Source organism: Streptococcus australis, assembly GCF_003943615.1.
Lineage (GTDB): Bacteria > Bacillota > Bacilli > Lactobacillales > Streptococcaceae > Streptococcus > Streptococcus australis_C.
On the sequence record NZ_RJPZ01000004.1, the window covers coordinates 114,554 to 136,634 of the forward strand.

19 protein-coding genes, 1 tRNA gene, 1 other RNA gene and 3 pseudogenes are annotated in these 22,081 nt (G+C 42.0%); 8 read left to right on the plus strand and 16 right to left on the minus strand.

All coding sequences use genetic code 11. The features are described 5' to 3' along the window. Nucleotides 1-12: 12 nt before the first annotated feature. Nucleotides 13-483 (minus strand): DUF3013 family protein, encoded by a 471-nt coding sequence (locus tag D8785_RS05875; protein WP_125374799.1) that lies wholly within the window; start codon nucleotides 481-483, stop codon nucleotides 13-15. Between the two features lie 114 nt (nucleotides 484-597). On the opposite strand from D8785_RS05875, the gene D8785_RS05880 reads away from it, so the two are divergent. The 3 genes from D8785_RS05880 to D8785_RS05885 all read left to right on the plus strand — a co-directional run bounded on the left by D8785_RS05880 (nucleotide 598) and on the right by D8785_RS05885 (nucleotide 2,204). Then, nucleotides 598-1,869 carry a replication-associated recombination protein A gene (locus tag D8785_RS05880; protein ID WP_125374800.1) on the plus strand — a complete coding sequence of 424 codons (1,272 nt, stop codon included), beginning with the start codon at nucleotides 598-600 and terminating at the stop codon, nucleotides 1,867-1,869. 66 nt (nucleotides 1,870-1,935) lie between these two features. Further along, a non-coding RNA gene (gene ssrS / locus D8785_RS09970) (6S RNA) lies at nucleotides 1,936-2,129 on the plus strand. Nucleotides 2,130-2,131: 2 nt separating this feature from the next. Further along, nucleotides 2,132-2,204 (plus strand) — tRNA-Lys (locus D8785_RS05885). 86 nt (nucleotides 2,205-2,290) lie between these two features. Here D8785_RS05885 and D8785_RS05890 read toward each other — a convergent pair. The 4 genes and pseudogenes from D8785_RS05890 to D8785_RS05905 form a co-directional block, all read right to left on the minus strand. After that, the gene (locus D8785_RS05890; RefSeq protein ID WP_015605872.1) at nucleotides 2,291-3,430 is read right to left on the minus strand and encodes a site-specific integrase; all 1,140 of its coding nucleotides are present in this window, start codon (nucleotides 3,428-3,430) and stop codon (nucleotides 2,291-2,293) included. 1 nt (nucleotide 3,431) lies between these two features. After that, nucleotides 3,432-3,620, minus strand: coding sequence for a DUF3173 domain-containing protein (locus D8785_RS05895; RefSeq protein ID WP_002903611.1), 189 nt, complete (start codon nucleotides 3,618-3,620; stop codon nucleotides 3,432-3,434). Nucleotides 3,621-3,631: 11 nt separating this feature from the next. Continuing rightward, entirely contained in the window at nucleotides 3,632-4,609 is a 978-nt protein-coding gene (locus D8785_RS05900) for a replication initiation protein (protein ID WP_125374801.1), read from the minus strand. 45 nt (nucleotides 4,610-4,654) lie between these two features. Then, nucleotides 4,655-4,836 (minus strand): annotated as a pseudogene (locus D8785_RS05905) (hypothetical protein). 210 nt (nucleotides 4,837-5,046) lie between these two features. Between D8785_RS05905 and D8785_RS05910 the strand changes: the two are divergent. From D8785_RS05910 to D8785_RS05925, 3 genes are all read left to right on the plus strand, one after another. Continuing rightward, nucleotides 5,047-5,559, plus strand: coding sequence for a helix-turn-helix domain-containing protein (locus D8785_RS05910; protein ID WP_125374803.1), 513 nt, complete (start codon nucleotides 5,047-5,049; stop codon nucleotides 5,557-5,559). A gap of 223 nt (nucleotides 5,560-5,782) precedes the next feature. Beyond that, entirely contained in the window at nucleotides 5,783-6,298 is a 516-nt protein-coding gene (locus tag D8785_RS05915) for a DUF308 domain-containing protein (RefSeq protein WP_049506050.1), read from the plus strand. A 907-nt stretch (nucleotides 6,299-7,205) separates the two neighbouring features. Then, nucleotides 7,206-8,216, plus strand: a complete 1,011-nt coding sequence (locus D8785_RS05925) for a YeiH family protein (protein WP_125374804.1) — start codon at nucleotides 7,206-7,208, stop codon at nucleotides 8,214-8,216. Nucleotides 8,217-8,882: 666 nt separating this feature from the next. Here D8785_RS05925 and D8785_RS05930 read toward each other — a convergent pair. The 5 genes and pseudogenes from D8785_RS05930 to D8785_RS05950 all read right to left on the minus strand — a co-directional run. Then, nucleotides 8,883-9,146, minus strand: coding sequence for a SemiSWEET family transporter (locus tag D8785_RS05930; protein WP_048717558.1), 264 nt, complete (start codon nucleotides 9,144-9,146; stop codon nucleotides 8,883-8,885). A gap of 86 nt (nucleotides 9,147-9,232) precedes the next feature. Then, nucleotides 9,233-9,497, minus strand: a pseudogene (locus D8785_RS09975) (transposase); the annotation flags it as partial. A gap of 80 nt (nucleotides 9,498-9,577) precedes the next feature. Then, nucleotides 9,578-9,703 carry a hypothetical protein gene (locus D8785_RS09980; RefSeq protein ID WP_431978933.1) on the minus strand — a complete coding sequence of 42 codons (126 nt, stop codon included), beginning with the start codon at nucleotides 9,701-9,703 and terminating at the stop codon, nucleotides 9,578-9,580. A 175-nt stretch (nucleotides 9,704-9,878) separates the two neighbouring features. Next, entirely contained in the window at nucleotides 9,879-11,198 is a 1,320-nt protein-coding gene (locus tag D8785_RS05945) for a glycoside hydrolase family 32 protein (RefSeq protein WP_048717552.1), read from the minus strand. Between the two features lie 9 nt (nucleotides 11,199-11,207). Continuing rightward, nucleotides 11,208-11,726, minus strand: a pseudogene (locus tag D8785_RS05950) (carbohydrate ABC transporter permease); the annotation flags it as partial. Nucleotides 11,727-11,929: 203 nt separating this feature from the next. Here D8785_RS05950 and D8785_RS05955 point away from each other — a divergent pair. Then, nucleotides 11,930-13,033 carry an ABC transporter permease gene (locus tag D8785_RS05955; protein WP_125374805.1) on the plus strand — a complete coding sequence of 368 codons (1,104 nt, stop codon included), beginning with the start codon at nucleotides 11,930-11,932 and terminating at the stop codon, nucleotides 13,031-13,033. A 1-nt stretch (nucleotide 13,034) separates the two neighbouring features. Further along, a complete protein-coding gene (locus D8785_RS05960) occupies nucleotides 13,035-13,724 on the plus strand; it encodes an ABC transporter ATP-binding protein (RefSeq protein WP_003011335.1) in 690 nt (229 codons plus the stop codon). A 184-nt stretch (nucleotides 13,725-13,908) separates the two neighbouring features. Here the strand turns inward: D8785_RS05960 and D8785_RS05970 are convergent, their stop codons facing one another. From D8785_RS05970 to groL, 6 genes are all read right to left on the minus strand, one after another. Continuing rightward, nucleotides 13,909-15,234, minus strand: a complete 1,326-nt coding sequence (locus tag D8785_RS05970) for a sensor histidine kinase (RefSeq protein ID WP_125374806.1) — start codon at nucleotides 15,232-15,234, stop codon at nucleotides 13,909-13,911. Beyond that, complete coding sequence (locus D8785_RS05975; RefSeq protein ID WP_125374807.1) at nucleotides 15,231-15,884, minus strand: response regulator transcription factor; 654 nt, start codon at nucleotides 15,882-15,884, stop codon at nucleotides 15,231-15,233. Before D8785_RS05975 ends, D8785_RS05970 begins: the two co-directional genes overlap by 4 nt. A gap of 70 nt (nucleotides 15,885-15,954) precedes the next feature. Further along, nucleotides 15,955-17,331, minus strand: coding sequence for an ABC transporter permease (locus tag D8785_RS05980; protein WP_048690534.1), 1,377 nt, complete (start codon nucleotides 17,329-17,331; stop codon nucleotides 15,955-15,957). A 12-nt stretch (nucleotides 17,332-17,343) separates the two neighbouring features. Further along, nucleotides 17,344-17,976 carry an ABC transporter ATP-binding protein gene (locus D8785_RS05985; RefSeq protein WP_009731296.1) on the minus strand — a complete coding sequence of 211 codons (633 nt, stop codon included), beginning with the start codon at nucleotides 17,974-17,976 and terminating at the stop codon, nucleotides 17,344-17,346. 15 nt (nucleotides 17,977-17,991) lie between these two features. Then, complete coding sequence (locus D8785_RS05990) at nucleotides 17,992-19,254, minus strand: ABC transporter permease (protein ID WP_125374808.1); 1,263 nt, start codon at nucleotides 19,252-19,254, stop codon at nucleotides 17,992-17,994. 1,196 nt (nucleotides 19,255-20,450) lie between these two features. Beyond that, on the minus strand, nucleotides 20,451-22,073 hold the full coding sequence (gene groL / locus D8785_RS05995) for a chaperonin GroEL (RefSeq protein WP_048789495.1): 1,623 nt from the start codon (nucleotides 22,071-22,073) through the stop codon (nucleotides 20,451-20,453). Nucleotides 22,074-22,081 lie beyond the last annotated feature (8 nt).

The following is a 22,081-nucleotide window of genomic DNA, read 5'->3' on the forward strand; positions in this document are numbered from 1 at the left end:
TCCCACTTATTTCTAATATCTCGGATAAGGGTAAAAGGTGCTTTCTTCCAGGCCGACTTTACCTTCTTCAAAGACTTCTTGATTCCAGACGATCTCAAAGCTCTCTGCTTCTTCGTCTGCTAAGAAATCCATGAGGTCATCCAAGGCCAGCTCGGCTGTATCTTTGAGGAAGGTCGCAAAGTAAGCTAGAAACTCCCGAGACAAGCCTTTTTTCGGTTCATAAGGAATCGCCGTTAAATAGGCATCATCTTCCACATGCGACTTTGCTGGATTGTAGAAGATAACAGCTTCTTCAAAGAAGATATCTTCGTCAGACTCTTCCCCCGACTCATCGACCAAGGCAACCCCTCCCGTATTCTGTGCTTCCAAGAGAAAAGCCACTTCTACCGCATGATTTTTCTTATCCCAATTGATCTCAAAGTCAAAGGGAAAGACCTTTTCCATTTCCTCTTCTAAAACATCCAAAAATCCATATTTAGACATCGTGTCCTCTTTCTAATTTCCCACTCTTAGAGCGGAATATGATACAATAGTTACTACAATCTTACCATAAAAACTGCCTCTTTTAAAGGAGACAAAGCTAGAAAGGAGACCCTCATGCCGGACAATCTCGCCCTGCGCATGCGCCCCAAAACCATTGATCAGGTCATCGGACAAGAACACCTGGTCGGACCAGGGAAAATCATCCGCCGCATGGTGGAGGCCAATCGTCTCTCGTCCATGATTCTCTTTGGCCCACCAGGGATTGGCAAGACCAGTATTGCTTCTGCCATCGCGGGTACGACTAAGTATGCCTTTCGGACCTTCAATGCAACCGTCGACAGCAAAAAACGCCTGCAAGAGATCGCAGAGGAAGCCAAGTTTTCAGGTGGCTTAGTCCTGCTTTTGGATGAGATCCATCGCCTCGATAAGACCAAACAAGATTTTCTCCTGCCTTTGCTCGAAAGCGGTCTGGTCATCATGATCGGCGCAACGACTGAGAATCCTTTCTTCTCCGTGACGCCTGCCATTCGCAGTCGGGTACAGATTTTTGAGTTGGAACCCTTGACCAATGAGCAGGTCAAAGAGGCTATCCAGTTGGCTCTTAGCGACTCTGAGCGGGGCTTTGACTTTCCTGTAACCCTCGACGAGGATGCCTTGGATTTCATCGCCACTTCGACCAATGGAGACCTGCGTTCTGCCTATAACTCTCTCGATTTAGCCGTCCTCTCTACCAAGGAAGGGGAGGATGGCGTTCGCCACATCAGTCTCGACATCATGGAAAACAGCCTCCAGCGCAGCTACATCACCATGGACAAAGATGGAGACGGCCACTACGACGTCCTCTCTGCTCTTCAAAAATCCATCCGCGGATCCGATGTTGATGCTAGTCTCCACTATGCCGCACGTTTGATTGAAGCCGGTGATCTACCCAGCTTAGCTCGTCGCTTGACGGTCATTGCCTACGAAGATATCGGCCTGACCAATCCAGATGCGCAGATCCATACGGTGACAGCTCTCCAAGCAGCGGAGCGGATCGGCTTCCCCGAAGCCCGCATCCTCATCGCCAACATCGTCATTGATCTGGCCCTTTCACCCAAGTCCAACTCGGCTTACGTCGCCATGGACAAGGCCTTGGCTGACCTCCGGAAGTCGGGCAACCTTCCCATCCCTCGCCATTTACGGGATGGCCACTATGCCGGAAGCAAGACCTTGGGGAATGCCCAAGATTACAAATACCCCCACAATTATCCTGGTAATTGGGTCCAACAGGACTACCTACCAGACAAGCTGAAGGGTACCTCCTATTTCACTCCTAATGAAAATGGCAAATACGAGAGAGCTCTAGGGACGACAAAAGAGAAGATTGATCAACTCAAGAAAAGGTGATATCGGTTCCAAAAAATTGAGATTTTCTCTTGAAATTTTTTTGAAATATGGTATCATATACATATAGAAACGCTGTGGTGTACGACTTCACACTTAAGTGTTGACCGACTATTTTTTGTATTATTAGGGAAACAAAGGACTTCTAACAGCATGCAGGCCGTATCACGCGGAAGCAGCTTCAGTTAGAGCAAGTTGCCCACCTGCTTAATTGCGCGGGTTCAATACAAACCGTGAAGTTTCGGCACCAATACAGCTTTTTTTTGCCTCCTTAGCTCAGTTGGTAGAGCAGTAGACTCTTAATCTATGGGTCGCAGGTTCGAGCCCTGCAGGGGGCATCTAAATCAACAGGAAGAAGCCTTGATTTACAAGGCTTTTTTGCTTGTCTAGAACTGATTTGCCCCATCATTTGCCCCACATTTTTTTATGAGCAATCTTTCCAGACATCTCTGATTTGATTAAATTCCTCAAAAATTTTCTCCTCTAGAGTGTGTCCATATACTTCTACTAACATTGAAATATCTCTATGCCCTAGAATTTTTGCAATAACTCCAAGGTCAAATCCTTTGTGCCAAAGGTAGCTTCCATAGGTATGACGTGCTCCTTTTGTCGTGATAATTGGATAAATATCTAATTCATTTAAAAGAACACTCAAAGCTTTATTGACACTTGCAATATCTGGTACCAAGTGAATATATCCATAATGCTGAAAAATCATTTTATACCTATTCTTGATTCCTAGCTCTTTATTAGCCTTCTCCTGTTCAATTTTTAGGACTTGTAATATCTTAATACATTCTTCGTCTATCGGTACCATCCGAATAGACGTTTTGTTTTTTGGAGGGACAAATTTATGAGAAAGGGTATTAAACCTCCTATATGTTTTTAGCAGTCCTCTGTCAAAGTCGACTTCATTCCAAGTTAACGCTATTAACTCTCCAAATCTCATGCCTGTTTTTAATAGAAAATAGACGATATAAGGAACAATTGAACGTTGGTAATCAAATTTTCTCTTTACTGCTAAAAGTAAATCCAGATAGTCCTTTTCTGTATGTAAATATTTCTCTTCTGTCATCTGTTGTTCTTTGGATGAAAATAACTCGACATGTTGTGTAAAATCATCTATTAGAACTTTGTCTGCAATTGCCATTTGGATGCTCTGATGAATTCCAGTATTCAATCTACCAAGAAAATTTCTACCAACTGTTTGACCATACTTATTCATTATTCTTTGGTATTCACTCGCACGAATTTGAGTGACTTTTTTATTTCCAAATAATCTTTCAATTGTGTTTTTACGGAGAAGATATTTTTTCTTTGTCTCTTCCGACCTACTACTCGGTAGAATTTTTAGTTCAAGCCATTCTTGATATAGATCGACAAGAGAAATATCTCTAGAAATTCTTTTCCCTAAACGAAGTTCTTGCAGAATCGGCTCAGCTTCTGACTCTGCAAGTTTTTTTGTTTTAAAACCGCTATTATGAGCAACAGTTTTTCCTTCGTTACGAATTTCATAGGTCCATAAGTTACTATCTCCTCGCTTTCGATAACGAACACTTGCCATATTACGCCACCTCTGTTCCTAGAATCTCATTTACAACACTTTTTGGAACAACCATCAAACGTTTACGATTATAAAATGTATAGCCTCGTGATACAAGTAATTCTCTTGCCTGATGGATGATATCATTTGCAGTGTGAGGGCGATAGCCCATTTCAATTAATTCTTTGTTACTAATTAAATTATGATCCATAGTTATCCTCCTTATTTATTTTCTAAAGTCAGAAACTCGCCTACAAGTAGTTGTAATTCTGCATTTAATTTAGGGAGATTCTGTATTAATACTTCTTTTAATTCTTCCGCAAATTGGTTCGTTTCTTCTCTCAATAGTTTGCGGACTCTTGTTTTTTTCTTTTTGATGCTGTCTGATTTTAAATTTGGAAAAGCCAATGATAACAGTTCAGGATTGTTTAGAAAGATAATTGTAAATGCTCTTTGATCCACTCGAATATGATCTAGCTTATAAAACCCGAAATTATCAAGTCTACTCATAATATCTTGGACCATCTCCTCCCCAATCGCTTTGGTTCTGAGTTGGAACTCTAGTCTCCACCAAAACGGATTTACATCCAAATCTAGCTTCTCTTCTCGCTTGTGAGCAATGATTTCTTTATTCTTATCATATAACCTAACTTGTACATTACTACCGCTAGAACCCCAATATTTCGTCTCTAATTCGCCCCCTCGACCATAGAAGACCTTATGTGTAACACCACCTTTAATATGTTGCAAATTAACGATTTCAGGCCTGTTGAAAATGTCAAATGCCAAATCAAAACGAGACAAACGTACCGTCAATGAATTCAATCTGGCAAAGTACATTAATTGCCTCCATACTTTCATTCCATCAAATTCTTTTAAAGTATTAGGATTGAAATCAATCCGAATCAATTGTTCACCTCCATAAGTGGATAATTGAAAAAATATAATATTGATCGAATCATACTCATTAAAATCTTTAGCTAAAGTAAAGACATCATCTCGAACATTATCATATATTTCAAATGAATGAACTCTTGTACTTATTGCCTGTTTCAGATTTTTGAAAATTCGTCTTAGGGAACCAGTGTCTGTATCCCAGATAACCGTTAGTCTATCAATACTGACATCTAACCTCTGTACTAATTCTCCTATTTCACATCGTTCTTGAATGCTTCTTAAATCTTGTATAGAAACCAACAAAATTGTCCCCCCTTCTTTTAGATTTTTTAGGTCTCAGAAACACCGTCAAATCAACGTTTGCCCGTTCCGTCGTTCTTTGGACGTTGTCCTAAGTGTACCTTTTTGCTGGCTGTTAGAATAGCCAGCTTTTGCTTGGCTAGAAATTGTCTGGACGGCAGTCTTCGGGACTTCGCCTGACTTCCCGTCAGGCTCGCCCTTGTCCTTGTCCACACAATTTCTAGCTCCAAGGCTTCGAATAGTCATAAGTCATAGTCTCGTCCTCAACTTCTTCCTCACTCACCAATCCTAAACTTACGAGCTATTTTTTGTATTATTTATAACTTATTTATAAGTTATAAATATATTTTATAAAAAATATTTTAAATAGTCAACTAAAAACTTGATTTGTAAGTTTATGGGTGATAAAATAAGTTTAAAATACAACATAGGAGTTTATCATGACCTTTATTATTCAAAATTTTGGACCCAATTTGGCACGACTACGCATAGAAAAAGGAGTAAGTCAAACTCAACTTGCGGAAGATTTAGGAATCGGTAAACAGTCCATCTCTGATTACGAAAAACAAAAAAGCTATCCTACCTTTGCAAATTTAGATAAGATAGCAGAATATTTTAATGCAACTCCAACCCAACTATTTGGAACTAGTAAAGAGATTGAGTTAGAAAAGAGTGTTCTTGAATCGAATGAATACTCTGATAAAGTAAGTGAGATTTTAAAAGCTGTCAAATACATCGAAGATTTTCTAGAAACTGATGGACAGTACTTAGAGGATTTACTTTACTTAACAAGAGGCAACCAACTATACACAGAAGATGGAGATGAGTTGTATATGGATCCAACTTCTCAGAAAAGAACACTTCATAACCAATATGAACCTGGTTTTATTGTAGCAAGGGATAAATCTCCACTAGAACTCTTAATTGAAAATAAGGAATTGTTTGATAAATAGAAAAAGCGAGGATAACCTCGCTTCAGATTGAAGTTAAAATCTTTAGAAGACACTTTTATAAGGACTTTGTCTTCAATCTGTGAAAAGGAGTGAAAACTCCTTTTCTTTTTGTAAGTCAGACTGAAACTTCCAAATTGTTTATTTATTTTATTGACATTTTCTATAAAAATAAGTACAATAGTTTTATTATCAAACTATACTATACTATATAGGGGGTATTGAAATGAAATTTTCTAATCGTTTACTGCTATTCCTTGCAGGAGTTGTTTTTGTCCTTTTAGGACTTTTCCTATTTACAAACCCAGTAGCTAATCTTGTTGCTTACAGCTGGTGGATTTCATTTGGTTTACTGGTTTCTTCTATAGCAGCTATTTTAGGCTATTTCTCTGCACCAAAAGAGCTTCGCTCACCTGTTTATCTTTTCCAAGGATTTGTTAGTCTTCTCTTAGCTCTTTACCTCGTTGCTTATGGCTTTGTGACCCTGCCGGTCGTCATTCCGACCATTGTAGGAATTTGGTTAATTGTAGAAGCCATTATTGCTTTCTTTAAAGGCAATCGTCTAGGATTGATTTTCCCTATTATTGGTAGCAATATCATGTGGGTAGCCTTGCTTGAATTTTTACTAGGTCTAGTGATTCTGTTCAATCCAGTGGCTACAGGTGTCTTTGTCGTTTATGTCATTGCCTTTGCATTTTTAGTTACTGGCTTCACCTACATTATTGAGGTCTTTCGTAAATAGTCTAGTTGCTATTTCTATCGCATTCAAAAAAGCTGGGAAATCATATTCTCAGCTTTTTCGTCTCTTTAATTATCACTTTTTCGCATTCCATTCTGCGTAGAATTGCTCCAAGTATTCTTCCAAAAAGTGATGGCATAGTGCTCTAGCATTCGATAAGTTGCAATAATAACCGGTCGAGAACGGGGCATCGACTCAATCATACCGAAAATAAAAGAGCGAATGTTATCTGCAAAAAGAAAGCTTAGATTCTTTGCGATTTCAACAAAAAAAGCACTGTTTGTACTGACCCCAAAAAGTTAGACAAGTAATTTAAGTGAAGGATTTAGTTCTGTATTTCACAGGACTAATGTAAGTGGCTCATTTGGACTATCCTCCTGTTTTGTTTTGTCACTTACAGTATAGTCCTTTTAGGCTTTTCTTGTATTTTGAGTTTAACTAGCACCACGGGTATTATTTTTCCTTTTACTTACCAGATAGAAGTTAAAACTTAATTGAAAAGAACATTACATACTCAATATGAACCTGGTTTTATTGTAGCAAGAGAAAAATCTCCTTTAGAACTTTTAATTGAAAATAAGGAGCTATTAGATTAAAAAAAGCGAGGATATGTACTGATCCCAAAAGTTAGATTTTTTCTGTCTAACTTTTGGGGTCAGTACATTTTCAACTCTCTTATTTATTTTCTTATCTCACATAATTACTTCACATGTCCAGGCTCATCAAATTCATTTTTTTCAATAACATATGCCACATTTGCATCCTTATTGAACAAAGAACATATATCTATTATGCTACAAAAGCTTTTTGACCGCAAAATTCCATTTATTTGTAACCTTCTTCCTACTTTCTATTTTACTTTTCTGACAGAAAAGATTATAATAAGAAGTATTTTTTTTCGGAGGTTTTTATGTCATTTCTATCAAAAAATTGGGCAGGACTGTTAGTCTGTCTGATCATTTCTATCATCTCTTGGGTTTTAGGAGGATTTCTTCCTGTTGTGGGAGCACCTGTTTTCGCCATTTTTATCGGAATGATTCTCCATCCCTTTCTCACTTCCTATACACAACTGGATGCTGGCTTGACTTATAGCTCAAAAAAACTGCTTCAGTATGCTGTTATCTTGCTTGGGTTTGGACTCAATATCTCACAAGTTTTCGCAGTTGGAAAATCTTCCCTCCCTGTTATCCTTTCAACCATTTCTATCGCTTTGATTATAGCTTTCTTTTTCCAACGATTTTTTAACATGGATACAAAGCTAGCTACCTTGATTGGAGTTGGATCTTCTATCTGTGGCGGTTCTGCCATTGCAGCGACTGCTCCTGTTATTCACGCCAAGGAAAAAGAAGTGGCCCAAGCCATTTCTGTTATCTTTTTCTTCAATGTCTTGGCAGCTCTTATTTTTCCAACTCTAGGTTCTTGGCTCCATTTCTCCAACGAAGGTTTTGCTCTCTTTGCAGGTACTGCGGTCAACGATACTTCCTCTGTAACAGCCACAGCTAGCGCTTGGGATAGTCTTTACAATAGCAACACTCTTGAATCTGCCACTATTGTCAAACTGACACGCACCCTGGCTATTATCCCTATCACTCTCTTCCTCTCCTATTGGCAAAGCCGTCAACAAGGCAACAACCAAGGGGTAAAGCTTAAAAAAGTCTTCCCCGTTTTCATCCTCTACTTTATCCTAGCTTCTCTGCTAACTACTCTTCTCACATCTTTCGGTGTCAGCAATAGCTTCTTTTCACCTCTCAAAGAACTCTCTAAATTCCTTATTGTCATGGCCATGAGTGCTATCGGCCTCAAAACCAATCTCATTGGATTAATCAAATCCAGTGGACAGGCCATTCTTCTCGGAGCCATTTGCTGGATTGCCATCATCCTCACTAGTCTTGGTGTGCAATTACTCATCGGTATTTACTAAGAAAAAAGGGAGCCGAAAGGCTACCTCAGAACGTAGACAAACGTCATTTTTGGCGTTTGTCTTTTTGTATGTTCAAAGATATTTTGTCTTATCATCTACTATTCCATCCAAAAATCTGATTTAAATCAAAATAAAAAGGGATATTCCCTATCCATTTCGATAATTTTTTCATTAATTTGTTTTTCCATTTTATCCTCCGATTAGTCTCGCACTGATATTTATTGATAACAACACTATATTTCTAGTATAGCATAATCATCAGATATTATAGGTTTTCAAACCAAATGTGAGTCATTCGTTTTTGCCCCACTTTTGCCCCATTTTAAATCATGACATTGAAAATACCTAAAAGTACCTTCCGAAAATCATCTATATTTCAATATTTTTGATTACTTTCAATATGAAAATTTCATACAAATTCATGCAGGGGGCATCTAAATTAACAGGAAAAAGCCTTGATTTACAAGGCTTTTTTGCTTGTCTATAACTGATTTGCCCCATTTTTAAATCATTTCATTGAAATTACCTAAAAGCACCTCCCGAAAATCAGCTATATTTCAATATTTTTGATTACTTTCAATATGAAAAATTCTTACAAATTCATGCAATAGGCAGAACAAAACCAGCAACTTTTTTATGAAGTTGCTGGTTTTGTTTATATAATTTTTATAAAGAAGTAATAAAAGTTAAACCACCTAATATCACTCCCGCTGCATTGGGAATGATGAGAATCCAATCTTTTTTAGGTTCTTTTGTCCAACCATAGATTACCCAAATTAAACAAGAAACTGATGCGAATAGTGGTTGGAATGGTTGAGCTTTTTCTCCTTGTAAGTTAGCGATAATTTGTGGAATATATGCAATAAAGACAAGAATCCCAATAAAAGCTCCAATAGATCCGACAAAGCGATTAATTTTTTGTTTAGACATATAATACCTCCTGACGTTTTATTATCTCAGAAAGGAAAAATACTGTCAATAATTATGTGTAAAAACTCTAGTAGAGTTATGAAGTTTTAATCAAATAAGCTTTCAAGTGTGTCAGAACATTGGCCAAACCCTTTACGGATTCGCTGACTTTGCTTGAAATTATAATACTAGGTAACGGTCCAGAGCCTCCTCGTTAGGAAAAAAAACCTTCTTTTTCGTTTGACGTTTGATTTCTTTGTTAAGAGACTCAATGAGGTTTGTCGAATAAAGGCTGTGCCAAATCTGGTAGGGAAACTGATAAAAAGTTAAAAGATTATCCGGATTCTCCAGACTTTCCATGACTTTCCTATATTTGGTTTCAAATTTCCATGAATACGTTCCATTACGACTAGTACCAGAATTATAGCCTACTTTTTCATAGGGCTCATACCCTAAAAAGGCTGATAGCTCTGCTTGAAGCAGGCATTCATAGCTGTTTCAAGAGAAGAACGAAAAATATCATCAATATCTTGCTTTTGAGCTAGGAAATTAAGCAATTCTGTGGTAAATCGAGTCATAGGAATAAATCTCTTTCTAGTAATGTGTTGCAACTCTACTATAACGGATTTATTCCTTTTTGTGTTTACACAACTTATTTTACACTACCCTTTCTCTACTATCCATTCAAACAAAAAAATCTCTTTCCACATTCATAGAAAGAGAACTTTTTCTTTAGGAGAAATAACTTAATTTTTAATCGATTCGGGTTAGCTCAGCTGGCACTGTTAAGTAATAGGTTGCTGTCAAGCTGGCTTCACCTTGATTGACAAAAATCTCGATGGAATTTTTATCAATAAATACTTCCAATTCTTTAGCCTCTACATCTACATAGCGGCGGCTCGTATCTTCTTCCTCTTCACCGAGGATTTTCTGAGCCAGATGACTACGGTCGATATAGACTTGCTTGGCAGTGCTATCATAACCAAACTCTACATAATCTGTATCGCTTCCCAAACGATAACGCTGATCACCATCAATTTGAATCTGATGGTCCCCATGCTTGATAGGAGTTTGAAATAACTTCCCATCCTTCAATCGAAGTACACGCGGTAAGGTCATGGCACATGCCCACTTGTGGCCTTGGTCATGGGTTGGAAGGGTACGACCCCATGTCTGCATCCATGCAATCATAATACGACGACCTTGATCATCCTCTAATGATTGTGGTGCATAGAAATCTTGACCATGGTCGATTTCTTCTACTTTTTCTGGAATGAACTGTTTAGCTTCCCAGTCTACTTTACCTGTTACCAAAACAGAAGAATTGATATTGTGGTAAGAATCACCCTCACGTTGATAACGCATTGGTGACATGATAATGCAGTCTTTTCCATCTAACTCGAAGTAGTCTGGACATTCCCACATAAAGCCTTGATGTTCTACTCCTTTTAAAAAGATGGATTCGAACTGCCACTCTACTAGGTTATCGGACCCTAGTAGAACGACACAGCCCACACTATCTTTATGTTTGGCAGCAACTACTGAATAATAGCGTCCCTCTTTTTCAAAGAGTTTTGGATCACGGAAATCAGAGGCAATTAATTCATCTGGCAAGTCTGCTCCTGTCGCAACTGGATTTTGGTCAATCTTTTCAAAGTGAATCCCATCGTCTGAAAATGCCATATTTTGCACTTGACGGACACCAGTTTCTTCCTCAATATGACCAGTATACATGAGCCAGAGACGACCGTCTTTGACAATAGCTGAGCCTGAGAAGCAACCGTTGCGGTCGTAGTCTTGGTCAGGTGCAAGTGCAACCGGCAAGTGATCCCAAGTCACCAAGTCCTTACTTTTAGCATGTCCCCAATGCATTGGCCCCCAAGCACTATCATAAGGATAAAATTGATAGAAGAGATGGTATTCTCCACGAAAATAGACAAATCCATTCGGATCATTGATCCAACCAATCTCAGCTGAAAAGTGGTCCTCAGGTTTATATTGTGTATTGACCAGATGTTTATTTTCTGCTATAAAACGATTGGCTTTTTCTACTGTAAATTTTTTATTTATCATAAGTATATCCTATTTTATTCCCGTTCCGGAACCACCCAGACCTTGAACAATATATTTCTGAGCGATAACATAGACCAAAATTAACGGAATCGTTGAAATAGTTAATACAACCATTACCTGATTGATATAAACTGGTTGAGTTGTATTAATAGTTGTAGTTGTAATTGCAACCTGCATTGAAAATTTAGAAGAATCTGTCAAAACCATCAATGGTCAAATATAATCATTCCAACTTGACATAAATGACAAAACACCAACTGTGGCAACTGCAGATTTAGACATTGGAAGCATAATTCTAAAGAAAATTCTAACGATACTTGCTCCATCCATCTTTGCAGACTCGAGAATTCCTTCCGGAATTGCAATAAAGAAATTCCTAAATAAGTAAATATTGAATACACTCGCCAATCCTGGAATAATAACCGCAAGACGATTATTGACCAAACCTAAGGAATTGATAATGGTAAATTGTGGAATTAACACAGTTTCTACTGGAATAATAAATAAAGCAAGTAACCACTTTAAAAGGTTCTTAGTACCTTTGCATTCTACAAGTTTTAACAAGAATTGTCAAGGTGATACAGGCTGAAAATTTTGAACTCGCACTTTTTACATCCGTTTCCCCTTCCCCAAACACCATCCCCATATTATCCCTCCACTTGTGGTATGATGGTAGAGTATGTTTAGGTGCCAAGCTACTTGAGCACCTCCGTGCTAAAAGGAGAACGAATATGAAAATCGCATGGAATGAAATTAAATACCAACCCAAGAAGTTTATCCTGATTGAACTTCTCATTACCATCCTCATGTTTATGGTGGTGTTTTTGTCCGGTCTGACAAATGGACTGGGCCGTTCGGTATCAGCTCAAATCGATAACTATGGGTCGCTACACTACATCCTTTCGACGGACTCAGAAGGGATTATCCCCTTCTCAACCATTACGGAGAAAGATTTAGATGAGGTCCAAAAGATAGAGGGAATGGACTATTCGGGCTTGTCCATCCAGCGGGCAACCGTCTCAAAAACAGAGGATTCCAATACTCTGGATATCACCTACTTCGCGACCGATCACAACGAAGAAGAAATCCTCAATCCAATCATGGAAGATACAGACCTCAAGATCTCCGACCTAAAGAAAAACGAGGTCATTTTGGACAGTTCTTTCAAAGAGGATGAAGGGATCCAAGTCGGCGATCACGTGATTGACAAAACTTCTAAGCAAAAACTCAAGGTCGTGGCCTTCGCGAAAAATGCCAAATACGGCTACAGCGAGATTGGTTTTATCAGCTCGGATACCTACACAGGCATGCGGCAAAAGACAGATCCAAGCTATCAATGGCAAGCCCAAACCCTTGTGACTAAGAAAGACATCCCTTCTAGCGATCTAGCCAGCAACTTAATGGTGGCGGATAAGAAGCAAGTGATCGATAAAATCCCTGGCTACAAGGCTCAAAACCTGACGCTACGGATGATTACGTGGGTGCTCTTACTCGCTTCTTCTGCTATCCTTGGGGTCTTCTTCTATATCTTGACCCTGCAGAAGTTGAAACAGTTCGGCGTCTTGAAGGCTATTGGCATGTCCATGAGCCAGATTACCTATGTCCAACTATCCCAGCTCACCATTATCTCCCTCATCGGAGTGTTGCTGGGACTTGGCTTAGCAACCATAATGGCACCATTTTTACCTAATAGCGTCCCTTCCTTTATGACCCTGAAAGACAATCTCACCATCTCGGTTAGCTTTATCCTGACCTCTATTTTGTGTGGTGCCTTGTCCCTTGTCAAAATCAAAAAAGTAGATCCAATCGAAGTCATTGGTGGAAATGGAGAATAAGATGGCCATTATTGCATTAGAAAATATCAGAAAATCCTACGCCGATGGTAGCCAGATGCACCATGTCCTCAACCAGCTGAATTTAAGCGTCGAACCCAACGAATTTGTCGCGATCTTGGGCCCTTCAGGATCCGGTAAATCCACTCTCTTAGCTATCGCTGGTTTACTCTTATCAGCGGACGAGGGGCGGATTTCTATCGCTGGCCAAGACTTGACCGGCCTCAACCAAGGCCAGTGGACGCAAAAACGGCTGGAATTGCTCGGCTTTATCTTTCAAGATCACCAGCTCCTCTCCTATATGAAAATCGGTGACCAGTTAGAACTGGTGGCCAAATTAAAAGGGGAGAAGGACAAGAAAAAACGCCAAGAGGAGGTCAAAGCCTTGTTGGCAGATCTGGGCATCGAAGCTTGTTACCACCAATATCCGAATCAGATGTCCGGTGGACAAAAACAACGTGCAGCCATTGCTCGGGCCTTCATCGGAAATCCACAGGTCATCTTGGCCGATGAACCAACGGCTAGCCTAGACCCAGATCGAGGGCAAGAAATCGCCCAGTTGATCCAGAAAGAAGTCAAATCCAAAAACAAGAGCGCCATCATGGTGACCCATGACCGCTCCATCCTGACCTATGTGGATACCATTTATGAATTAAAACACGGCCAATTGCTAAAGGTAGAAAAGGTTGATTAAATACAAGAGAGTGGGACAGAAATCGGTAATTCGTTAGAATTCGATTTCGTCGTCCCACCTCCGCACAGTTGAGTAGGACTGTAAAAGCTGATGAAATCAGCGTAGTAGAGCCCACTCAACCACTGCGTCTTGCTAAACAATCCAAAAATAATTGAGAGGCTAGGACTTTTGTCCCAGCCTCTTTTTATTCTTGTGGATCTTTGGGCAGTTCCATACGGAAGCGCAAGCCCATAGCCGTTTTATCAAATTGATAGGCCAGTTCTTCATGGTCTAGCAAGTGTTGGACCACGAAGAGTCCCAGACCGCCTTCCTTCTTCTGACGGCTAGCGGTCATTGGCAGTTCGGCGGTCTCTACCATTTCCTGGCTGGTATTTTCAATCGCCAAGTGCGTCCCTTCTTCTTCGAGACGGAGCTGGATCTCTCCACCCGCATCCGAATGCTTGACGGCATTACTGATGACATTTGAGAGGACCAATTTCAGAATCGCTGGGTCCATATAGACTGGTTTAGCTGAGATCTGATTGTCAATCGTGAGCGAGCGGGATTGAGCCAAGACCTTGTACTGGTCGAGGATCTGCTCTAAAACTTGATCCAGCTGGATCCATTCCTTGTCTCCGGCCAATTCTTGGACAGAGGACAGGGACAGGATTTCTAGGACGATCTGGTTCATCTCATCGACAATATCGAGGGAGACCGCCAGGTAGCGGTCCCGGTCCTTGTAGCGGCCAATCTTATCCCGCATATTTTCTAGGATAATCTTCAAGCTGGCCAGAGGAGTCTTGAGCTCATGCGAAGCCCCTCTTAGAAATTCGACTTTCATCTGCTCCAACTTCAGATTTTCCTGTTTCTGCTGCTCTAGATTGTCGATCACCTCTAAAAGATGGTGATAGAGGTCGTTGATCTGTTGCTTGAGAACGCCAATCTCATCCTGCGAATGAATGGGAAGACTGGCTGTCCGATCCAGCCGTTTCATCCGCTTGGTCATCTGCTTGATCTCAAGGATCGGAGCAGAAATCATGCGGGCATAGAGATAGGAGGCAATCAACGACAGAACAAAGGAAGCAAGGAGACTATAGGGAAGAAAGCCCAGACTGATGTCCCGCGCTTCCTTTTGCGAATCAACAGTCGCTAAGAATTGCAAGGTCAAGTCTTTCCCTTCCTTGGTCTGAATCTTTCGCTCTTCAATGACCAGGGAATTGTTCTGGCTATCAGGGTTCAGGAGCAGGTCATCCTTGACCTCTAGGGCATTTTGTTTTTGTTTTCCTTTGATAGACACCTTGATATCATTGGTCTTGGAATAAAGGTCGATGACTGACTCAATGGTCCCTTCTTCCTGGCCCTGGAAACTCTTAGCCAGGGCTTGCGATTTTTTCAAAATCGTCTGGCGCTGGGACTCGATATAGGTCGACGGGAAAATAAAGTAAACCGAAGCATGGAGAAGGATGACTAAGCTACTAAAAAGGGCAAAGGTAATCAGAAAGATTTTTGCAAAGATACTCCGTTTGGTCATGGCCTCTCCAATTTATAGCCGACATTGCGTACCGTAACGATACAGTCCAGCTCCAGTTTTTTTCGTAGTTCCTTGATATAGACATCGATCACCCGGTCAAAAGGAATCTCCTCCGTCTCCTTCCAGACGGCATCGAGGATCTGAGAGCGGGTCCGGGCCTTGCCCTCATGCTGGAGCAAGTATTCCAAGATTTCCAACTCCTTGGCATTCATGGAAATGGCTTGGCCTGCTAGGCTGGCTGTGTAGCTCTCAAAATCCACCCGTGCCTCTCCATAGGTGAAGACCCGTGAAGGCTGAAGCTTTTTAAAAATAGCTTCGATACGGACCTTCAAGAGGGACAAGGAGAAGGGTTTTTCCAGGTAGCCATCTGCCATCTCTCCAAAGGCTGTCAACTTATAGTCCTCGTCATGGAAGGCTGTTAGCATGAGGACAGGGACTGAGCTGGTCTTGCGAATGGTCTTGAGGACTTCCAAGCCATTAAGGATGGGAAGCTGGATATCCAACAAGACTAGATCTGGCGCTTCTCTGTGAAAGAGGTCCAGGGCCTCCTGCCCATCGCCTGCTTCAAAGACCTCATAGCCACATTCCATGAGATAGTCGCTCATCCCTTCTCGAATCAGGACTTCATCTTCTACGATTAGTATCTTCATACACTTTCCTTTTTATCTAAGAAACTTCTACCTCCTATTATACCCTATTTCTATTTTAGGAAACAATCTCTTATTCGACATCCACCAAGAGTTCCTTTGGTTTCTTATGCAAGAGCCATTGAGAAGAAAGGATGGACACCAGAATCAAGAGAAGCCCACCGACCAAAACAATCACCAACAATTGGCTCGGTTGGATGTCCATATGGATATCTGTCAGGGTCTTACTGAAGCTTTCTGCCTCAGCTCCTCCACCAAGGTTGGCTGCAGAGGATTCTTGAGCCATTTGTTTAGCAATGCCACTGGTTACGTTCTTAAGCACCGTATCTCCGACTCCTTTGGCAAGAAGACCTGCGACTCCATAGGAGAGGAGGAAGGCTGGGATGGAAATCATGATTAATTCTGCCACGAATTGCCCCGCAATCTGCACCTTGGAGAGTCCTAGAGCCAGCAAGATACCAACTTCTCTGCGACGGGCATTGAGCCACAAGACGAGGAGAAGGGTGAGAAGCAAGCTAGCAAAGATGAGGCTACCGATAAACAAGTAGTTCGCCACTTGGAACATACTGCTGATCGATTTTTGCAAGGCTGGGTAGTTAGAAGAGCTCTTGACTAGGTCATAGTAATTCCATGGGATATCCAAGGCTTTGATTTTTTCGATTAATTTATCGAGGTCTTGATCCCCTTTGGCAAAGAAGGTCGCATCCTCATAAGTAGCTGTTTGAACAGTATTGCCATAGAGCTTGGCAGCTGTATCTAGGTCAGAAATGAGGGTATCTTCATACAATTCTTGGGCGTAAGTTAGAGGAGCTTGGTTCTTCCCTGAGAACAGACCTTTAATGGTTACTTCGACAGTTTCATTAGCCCCTTTTTCATTGTCAGCATCATAGAGATTGGACTTGAGGCGCACCTTATCGCCCACCTTGAGACCATTCTTTTTCGCCAAATCTTCGTGCATGAGGATTTGGTTTTTGTCCTTGTCTGTCAGGTGCTCTCCTTGGACCAGCTTGTAGGCTCCAGAGACAAACTTATCTTCTTTAGAAGAGTCATTGACCCCTGTCACCATCAAGGTATTCTTAAAGTGCTTGGCCCGCTCTGGAGATTGATTTTGCAGGGTTTCTTCAGTCTCAATAATCTCGTGGTCTAGGATATCTGCGATGGCATTGATCCGCTTGATGGAGGAGGTGATCCCCTCTACCTGGCTGATTTTTTCGATATCTTCTCCTCTGATATTCCCAGCTCCCCGAGGGGTTCCTGGATTGGTCCTGCGGTTGATCTGCATGGAGAAGCTATTGGTGATGGATCCCAGGCTTTCCGATGAAGCTTGTTGGGTCGCTCCCTTCATGGAGAGTCCAATCAAGCTCAAGGTCCCCATGAGGAGAATGATGGCAAAGAGCAAGAGAGACTTGGGCCATTTACGTGTGATATAAGCAAAAGCATTTCGCAACATAGCATTCCCTCCTTACTTGCTCTTCTCAACGAGGCTACGGCGACTCAATTCCAAGACCACATCGGAGGCCTCTGCCACTTCCTTACTGTGGGTGACGACGATGACACATTTTTGGCGTTCCTTGGCCAATTTCTTCAAAATCGCAATGATATCACCTGCTGTCTGTTCGTCTAGGTTGCCCGTCGGCTCATCAGCCAAGATGACAGGTGCTTCTGAAACGAGCGCACGCGCAATGGCCACCCGTTGCTGCTGCCCTCCGGATAGTTGGAGGACATTGCGTTTGATTTGCGTTTCGTCCAATCCCAATTCCAAGAGAATTTCTTTCCCTGCCTGCTTGTTGACCAGGCGGACATTTTCAAGTGGCGTCAAATAATCAATCAGATTGTAATTCTGAAAAACCAAGGAAACATGGTGCTTGCGATGGTAGCTAGACCCTTTGGTCTGAATGTCCTCCCCATCAAAGAGAACCTGCCCCTTCTTGGGATTGTCCAGACCAGCTAGGAGGGAGAGGAGGGTTGATTTCCCAGTTCCCGACTGGCCAATAATACTGTAAAATGTCCCATTTTCGAACTGATAGTTCACATTTGAGAGGATATCTTCACTATAGCTTTGGTAACTATAGGCTACATTCTTGAGTTCTAACATATGTGTCATTTCTCCTTAACTCATTTTTGTTAATATTTCTTTTGGGGTCTTGCGCCAGATCATGCTGGTAGTTACACCGAGCGACAGAAGGATCAAGCATAAGAGGCTAGCATAGGCGATTCCTAAGGAAAGACCTTGAGGGATTTGGTTGAGCAAGTCTAGGGTCTGCTGTTGACCGGTCTCTCCGACAAACTGTTCTAAGAAACGATGGCTGACTATCCGCCCGATGAGAAAGGCTGGGATCACCGCTAGTAAGGATACCAGCACCACCTCCAAGAGGAACTGTCTAAAGATCCGGCCCTTGCTCTTCCCAATGGATAAGAGCACCCCAATTTCATGGATCCGCTCCCGTGTCCAGAGACTGAGTAAGAGCGATAGGGCACCGGCTCCAGTCACTAGGAGGACGATCATCATGATCCGTACCAGGCCTTCTAAGGTCTGAGAGGATTCTTTCATCTGGTCAAAGGCCTTGCGATCTTCGACCACACGCAGAGACTGCCAATCTAGATCCAAGCTTTTAACTTGCTTCAAGAGGGCATCGATTTTCTCAGGATCTTTGACTCCAAAGGTGACCTGGGTCACTTCTTGCTGACTGAGACCAAGAAGCTTAGTCGCATCCTCATAAGGGAGGTAGACTTGGTTTTCACTCAAATCAGAGGTCATTCCTGTGAATTTTTCCTGTTTCTTACCTGAAAAGATCCCAACGATTTTAAAGGTTTGCTCTTTGGCGGGAGTCTCTCCCATCTGAAAGCTGGATAAGGTCAAGGAATCGCCGACCTTTAGCTTGTTCTTCTTAGCCAACTCTTCGTGGATCAAGATCTGCCCGCGAGCCTTGTCGGATAAGTGCTTTCCTTGCACCAGTTGGAAACTACCACTGCGGAAATCCAGGTGCTGGTCTGTCTTCTGGGTGAAAACAGCGCCTAGCGCTTGCTTGGCTTCCTGCCCCAAATCGTCTCGCTCCACCGACTGCTGTCCCGTCACCGCTTCTTTACCAAGAATGCGAACGGGACTTTCATATTGAGGAACCATGCCTCCCACCCCAGCTAGTCGCTGCACCTTTTCAGCCTCCTTCAGCGCAAAGGGAGTATTCCCCTGCTTACTGGTCAGGGCAAAACTGGTCCCAGCCGACTGTTTGATATGTTCCTCCAGCCTTCCTCCTACTTGCATCAGTGAAAAACAGAAATATAAGCAAGAGAGGATCAAGAGGAGAATCAGGAAGAGAACCAGATTCCTCGTTCTTTTTCGAGTAATATAGGCAATTGCCTGTTGTAAGAGCATGAACTCACCCTCCATTTCAAAGCCCACAGCAATGCAAAATGGGCGCTTTCATCATTTGTTATAGTTATTATAGAAAAGAAATGTGAAATGTTTATGAAATAGAAAAAAACTCCCCCAGAAAAATCTGGAAGAGCCTTAGCAAGGGGTGGATGAAAAAGTTTAATATGAAAAAGGTCGATAAAAATTAAGAATCAAAAAGTTTTAATTTATTCGATCAAGTTTTTGTCTTTAGACATGTATGTGGGAAGTATTCCCCCCTTGCTCTAGTGTAGAACATTTATCTACTTCCTATATTTTAACGCATCTTTGTTACAAAATAAAGGAATTTGTATTGCATTTTTGTTCCAAATATCGAACAGGCAGGTTACTTCAAAACACCAACTATCTATCCACCTACTTCAAAGGTTATTCTTCCCGTGATTTCACTATATGTAAACAAAAATCCGCACCTCAAATAACTGCTCTGATCCCCATCGGATTGATCTTAGGTTCTTCAAGAAAGGAAACCAATCTGTAGAAAAGACCGGCTTCAGCCAAATTTATTTCACAAACTTTTGTAATATATATAAATATGCACTCTCGCCCCCCAAGGCTGATTAGGACTCTTCCGAGCTTGGAAAAGCGAAGGGAAGATTTAGGTAACTTGCTTCGCAAGTCCTATCCGCCACCTCCAAGCAGTGCTTTGGGCAATCAGCTACTGCGTCAGACAGTTCATCCAATGATTGATTGAGGATTGGAGACCTGCTAACCTCTTTGAGCAAGTAAAATGATTGGGTAGGTCGCAACATAGCGACTACTGTCCAATGATTAGGTGCTTTATTACACAGGTTACGACGCGAAAAAGGGAGGAACGATACTTTCCTCCCTTTGAGCTAGTAAGACGTTTAGCCAAACCGCCTGATAGCGGTTGGCGTCAAATGATTAGAGGCATAGCCTCAATCAAGCACACAGGTTACGACAGAAAATAAAGAAGGCCGATAACGCCTTCTTTGTTTTCTTAGTAAGACACTTCGGCAAGACACCATAGTACTTGCCGTAAACTACAAATCCACCTAATAAATTGACACGGGGTTACGACGTGAAAAGGGAGGAACGATACTTTCCTCCCTTTGAGCTAGTAAGATGATTAGGTAGACCGCGACATAGCGGCTACCGTCCAATGATTCGGTGCTTTAGCACCAATCATTGGTATCAGATTACATCATCCCACCCATCATGCTTGGATCCATAGCTGGCGCTGCTGGAGCTGGTTCTGGTTTGTTGGCTACCACTGCTTCGGTCGTCAAGATAAGGCTTGCTACGGAAGCCGCATTTTGAAGGGCTGAACGGCTCACCTTCACTGGGTCGATAATTCCTGCTTCAATCATGTTGACCCATTCACCTGTTGCAGCATTGAAGCCTGTTCCGACTTCCGCATGTTTCAAGCGATCGATAACGATTGACCCTTCATAGCCTGCATTGTGGGCGATTTGGCGTACAGGTTCTTCCAAGGCGCGAAGCACGATGTTGCGTCCTGTCGCTTCATCCCCTTCCAATTCAAGGGTTGCAACTGCAGAAATAACATTGGCAAGGGCCGTACCACCACCGGCAACAATTCCTTCTTCAACCGCTGCGCGTGTCGCATTGAGGGCGTCTTCGATACGGAGTTTCATTTCTTTCAACTCAGTTTCGGTTGCAGCTCCGACCTTGATGACTGCAACGCCACCAGACAATTTAGCCAAGCGTTCTTGGAGTTTTTCACGGTCGAATTCTGAAGTTGTGGTTTCGATTTGTGATTTGATCACGGCCACACGGTTAGCGATAGCTTCAGGATTTCCTGCACCTTCCACAATGACTGTGCTATCTTTGTCCACTGTCACTTTACTTGCTTGACCAAGGGCTTCGATGGTCGCATCTTTCAACTCAAGACCGAGATCTTCTGTGATAACAGTTCCGCCTGTCAAGATCGCGATGTCTTCTAGCATAGCTTTGCGACGGTCTCCAAATCCTGGTGCCTTAACAGCTACGACATTGAAGGTTCCACGAATCTTGTTCAAGACAAGCGTTGGGAGGGCTTCTCCATCCACATCATCCGCAATGATCAAGAGCGGACGGTTGCTTTGAAGGATACTTTCCAGCAATGGCAAGATTTCTTGTATGTTTGATACCTTCTTGTCGGTGATCAAGATATAAGGATTTTCAAGGTCTGCCACCATTTTTTCATTATCAGTGACCATGTATTGAGAGAGGTAACCACGGTCAAACTGCATTCCTTCAACAACTTCTAACTCTGTTTCCATTCCACGAGATTCTTCAATCGTGATCACCCCATCGTTGCCCACTTTTTCCATGGCTTCTGAGATGTATTCACCAACTTTTTCAGAGCGAGAAGAGACAGCTGCAACCTGGGCGATGGCTTCTTTATTAGCAACTGGAATGGCATTGTTTTTCAAGGCTTCAACAGCAGTCGCAACCGCTGCTTCAATCCCACGACGGATACCGATTGGATTCGCACCCGCTGTAACGTTCTTGATCCCTTCACGGACGATGGCTTGGGTCAAGACAGTCGCAGTGGTTGTTCCGTCTCCAGCGATATCGTTGGTCTTCGAAGCAACTTCTGATACCAATTTGGCACCCATATTTTCGAAATGGTCTTCCAATTCGATTTCTTTGGCGATGGTCACCCCATCATTGGTGATCAATGGTGACCCAAATGATTTTTCAAGCACCACATTGCGACCTTTTGGTCCCAAGGTCACTTTCACAGTATCTGCTAGGATATCCACCCCACGGACCATGGCTGCACGAGCATCTGATGAAAATTTAATTTCTTTTGACATACATCTTT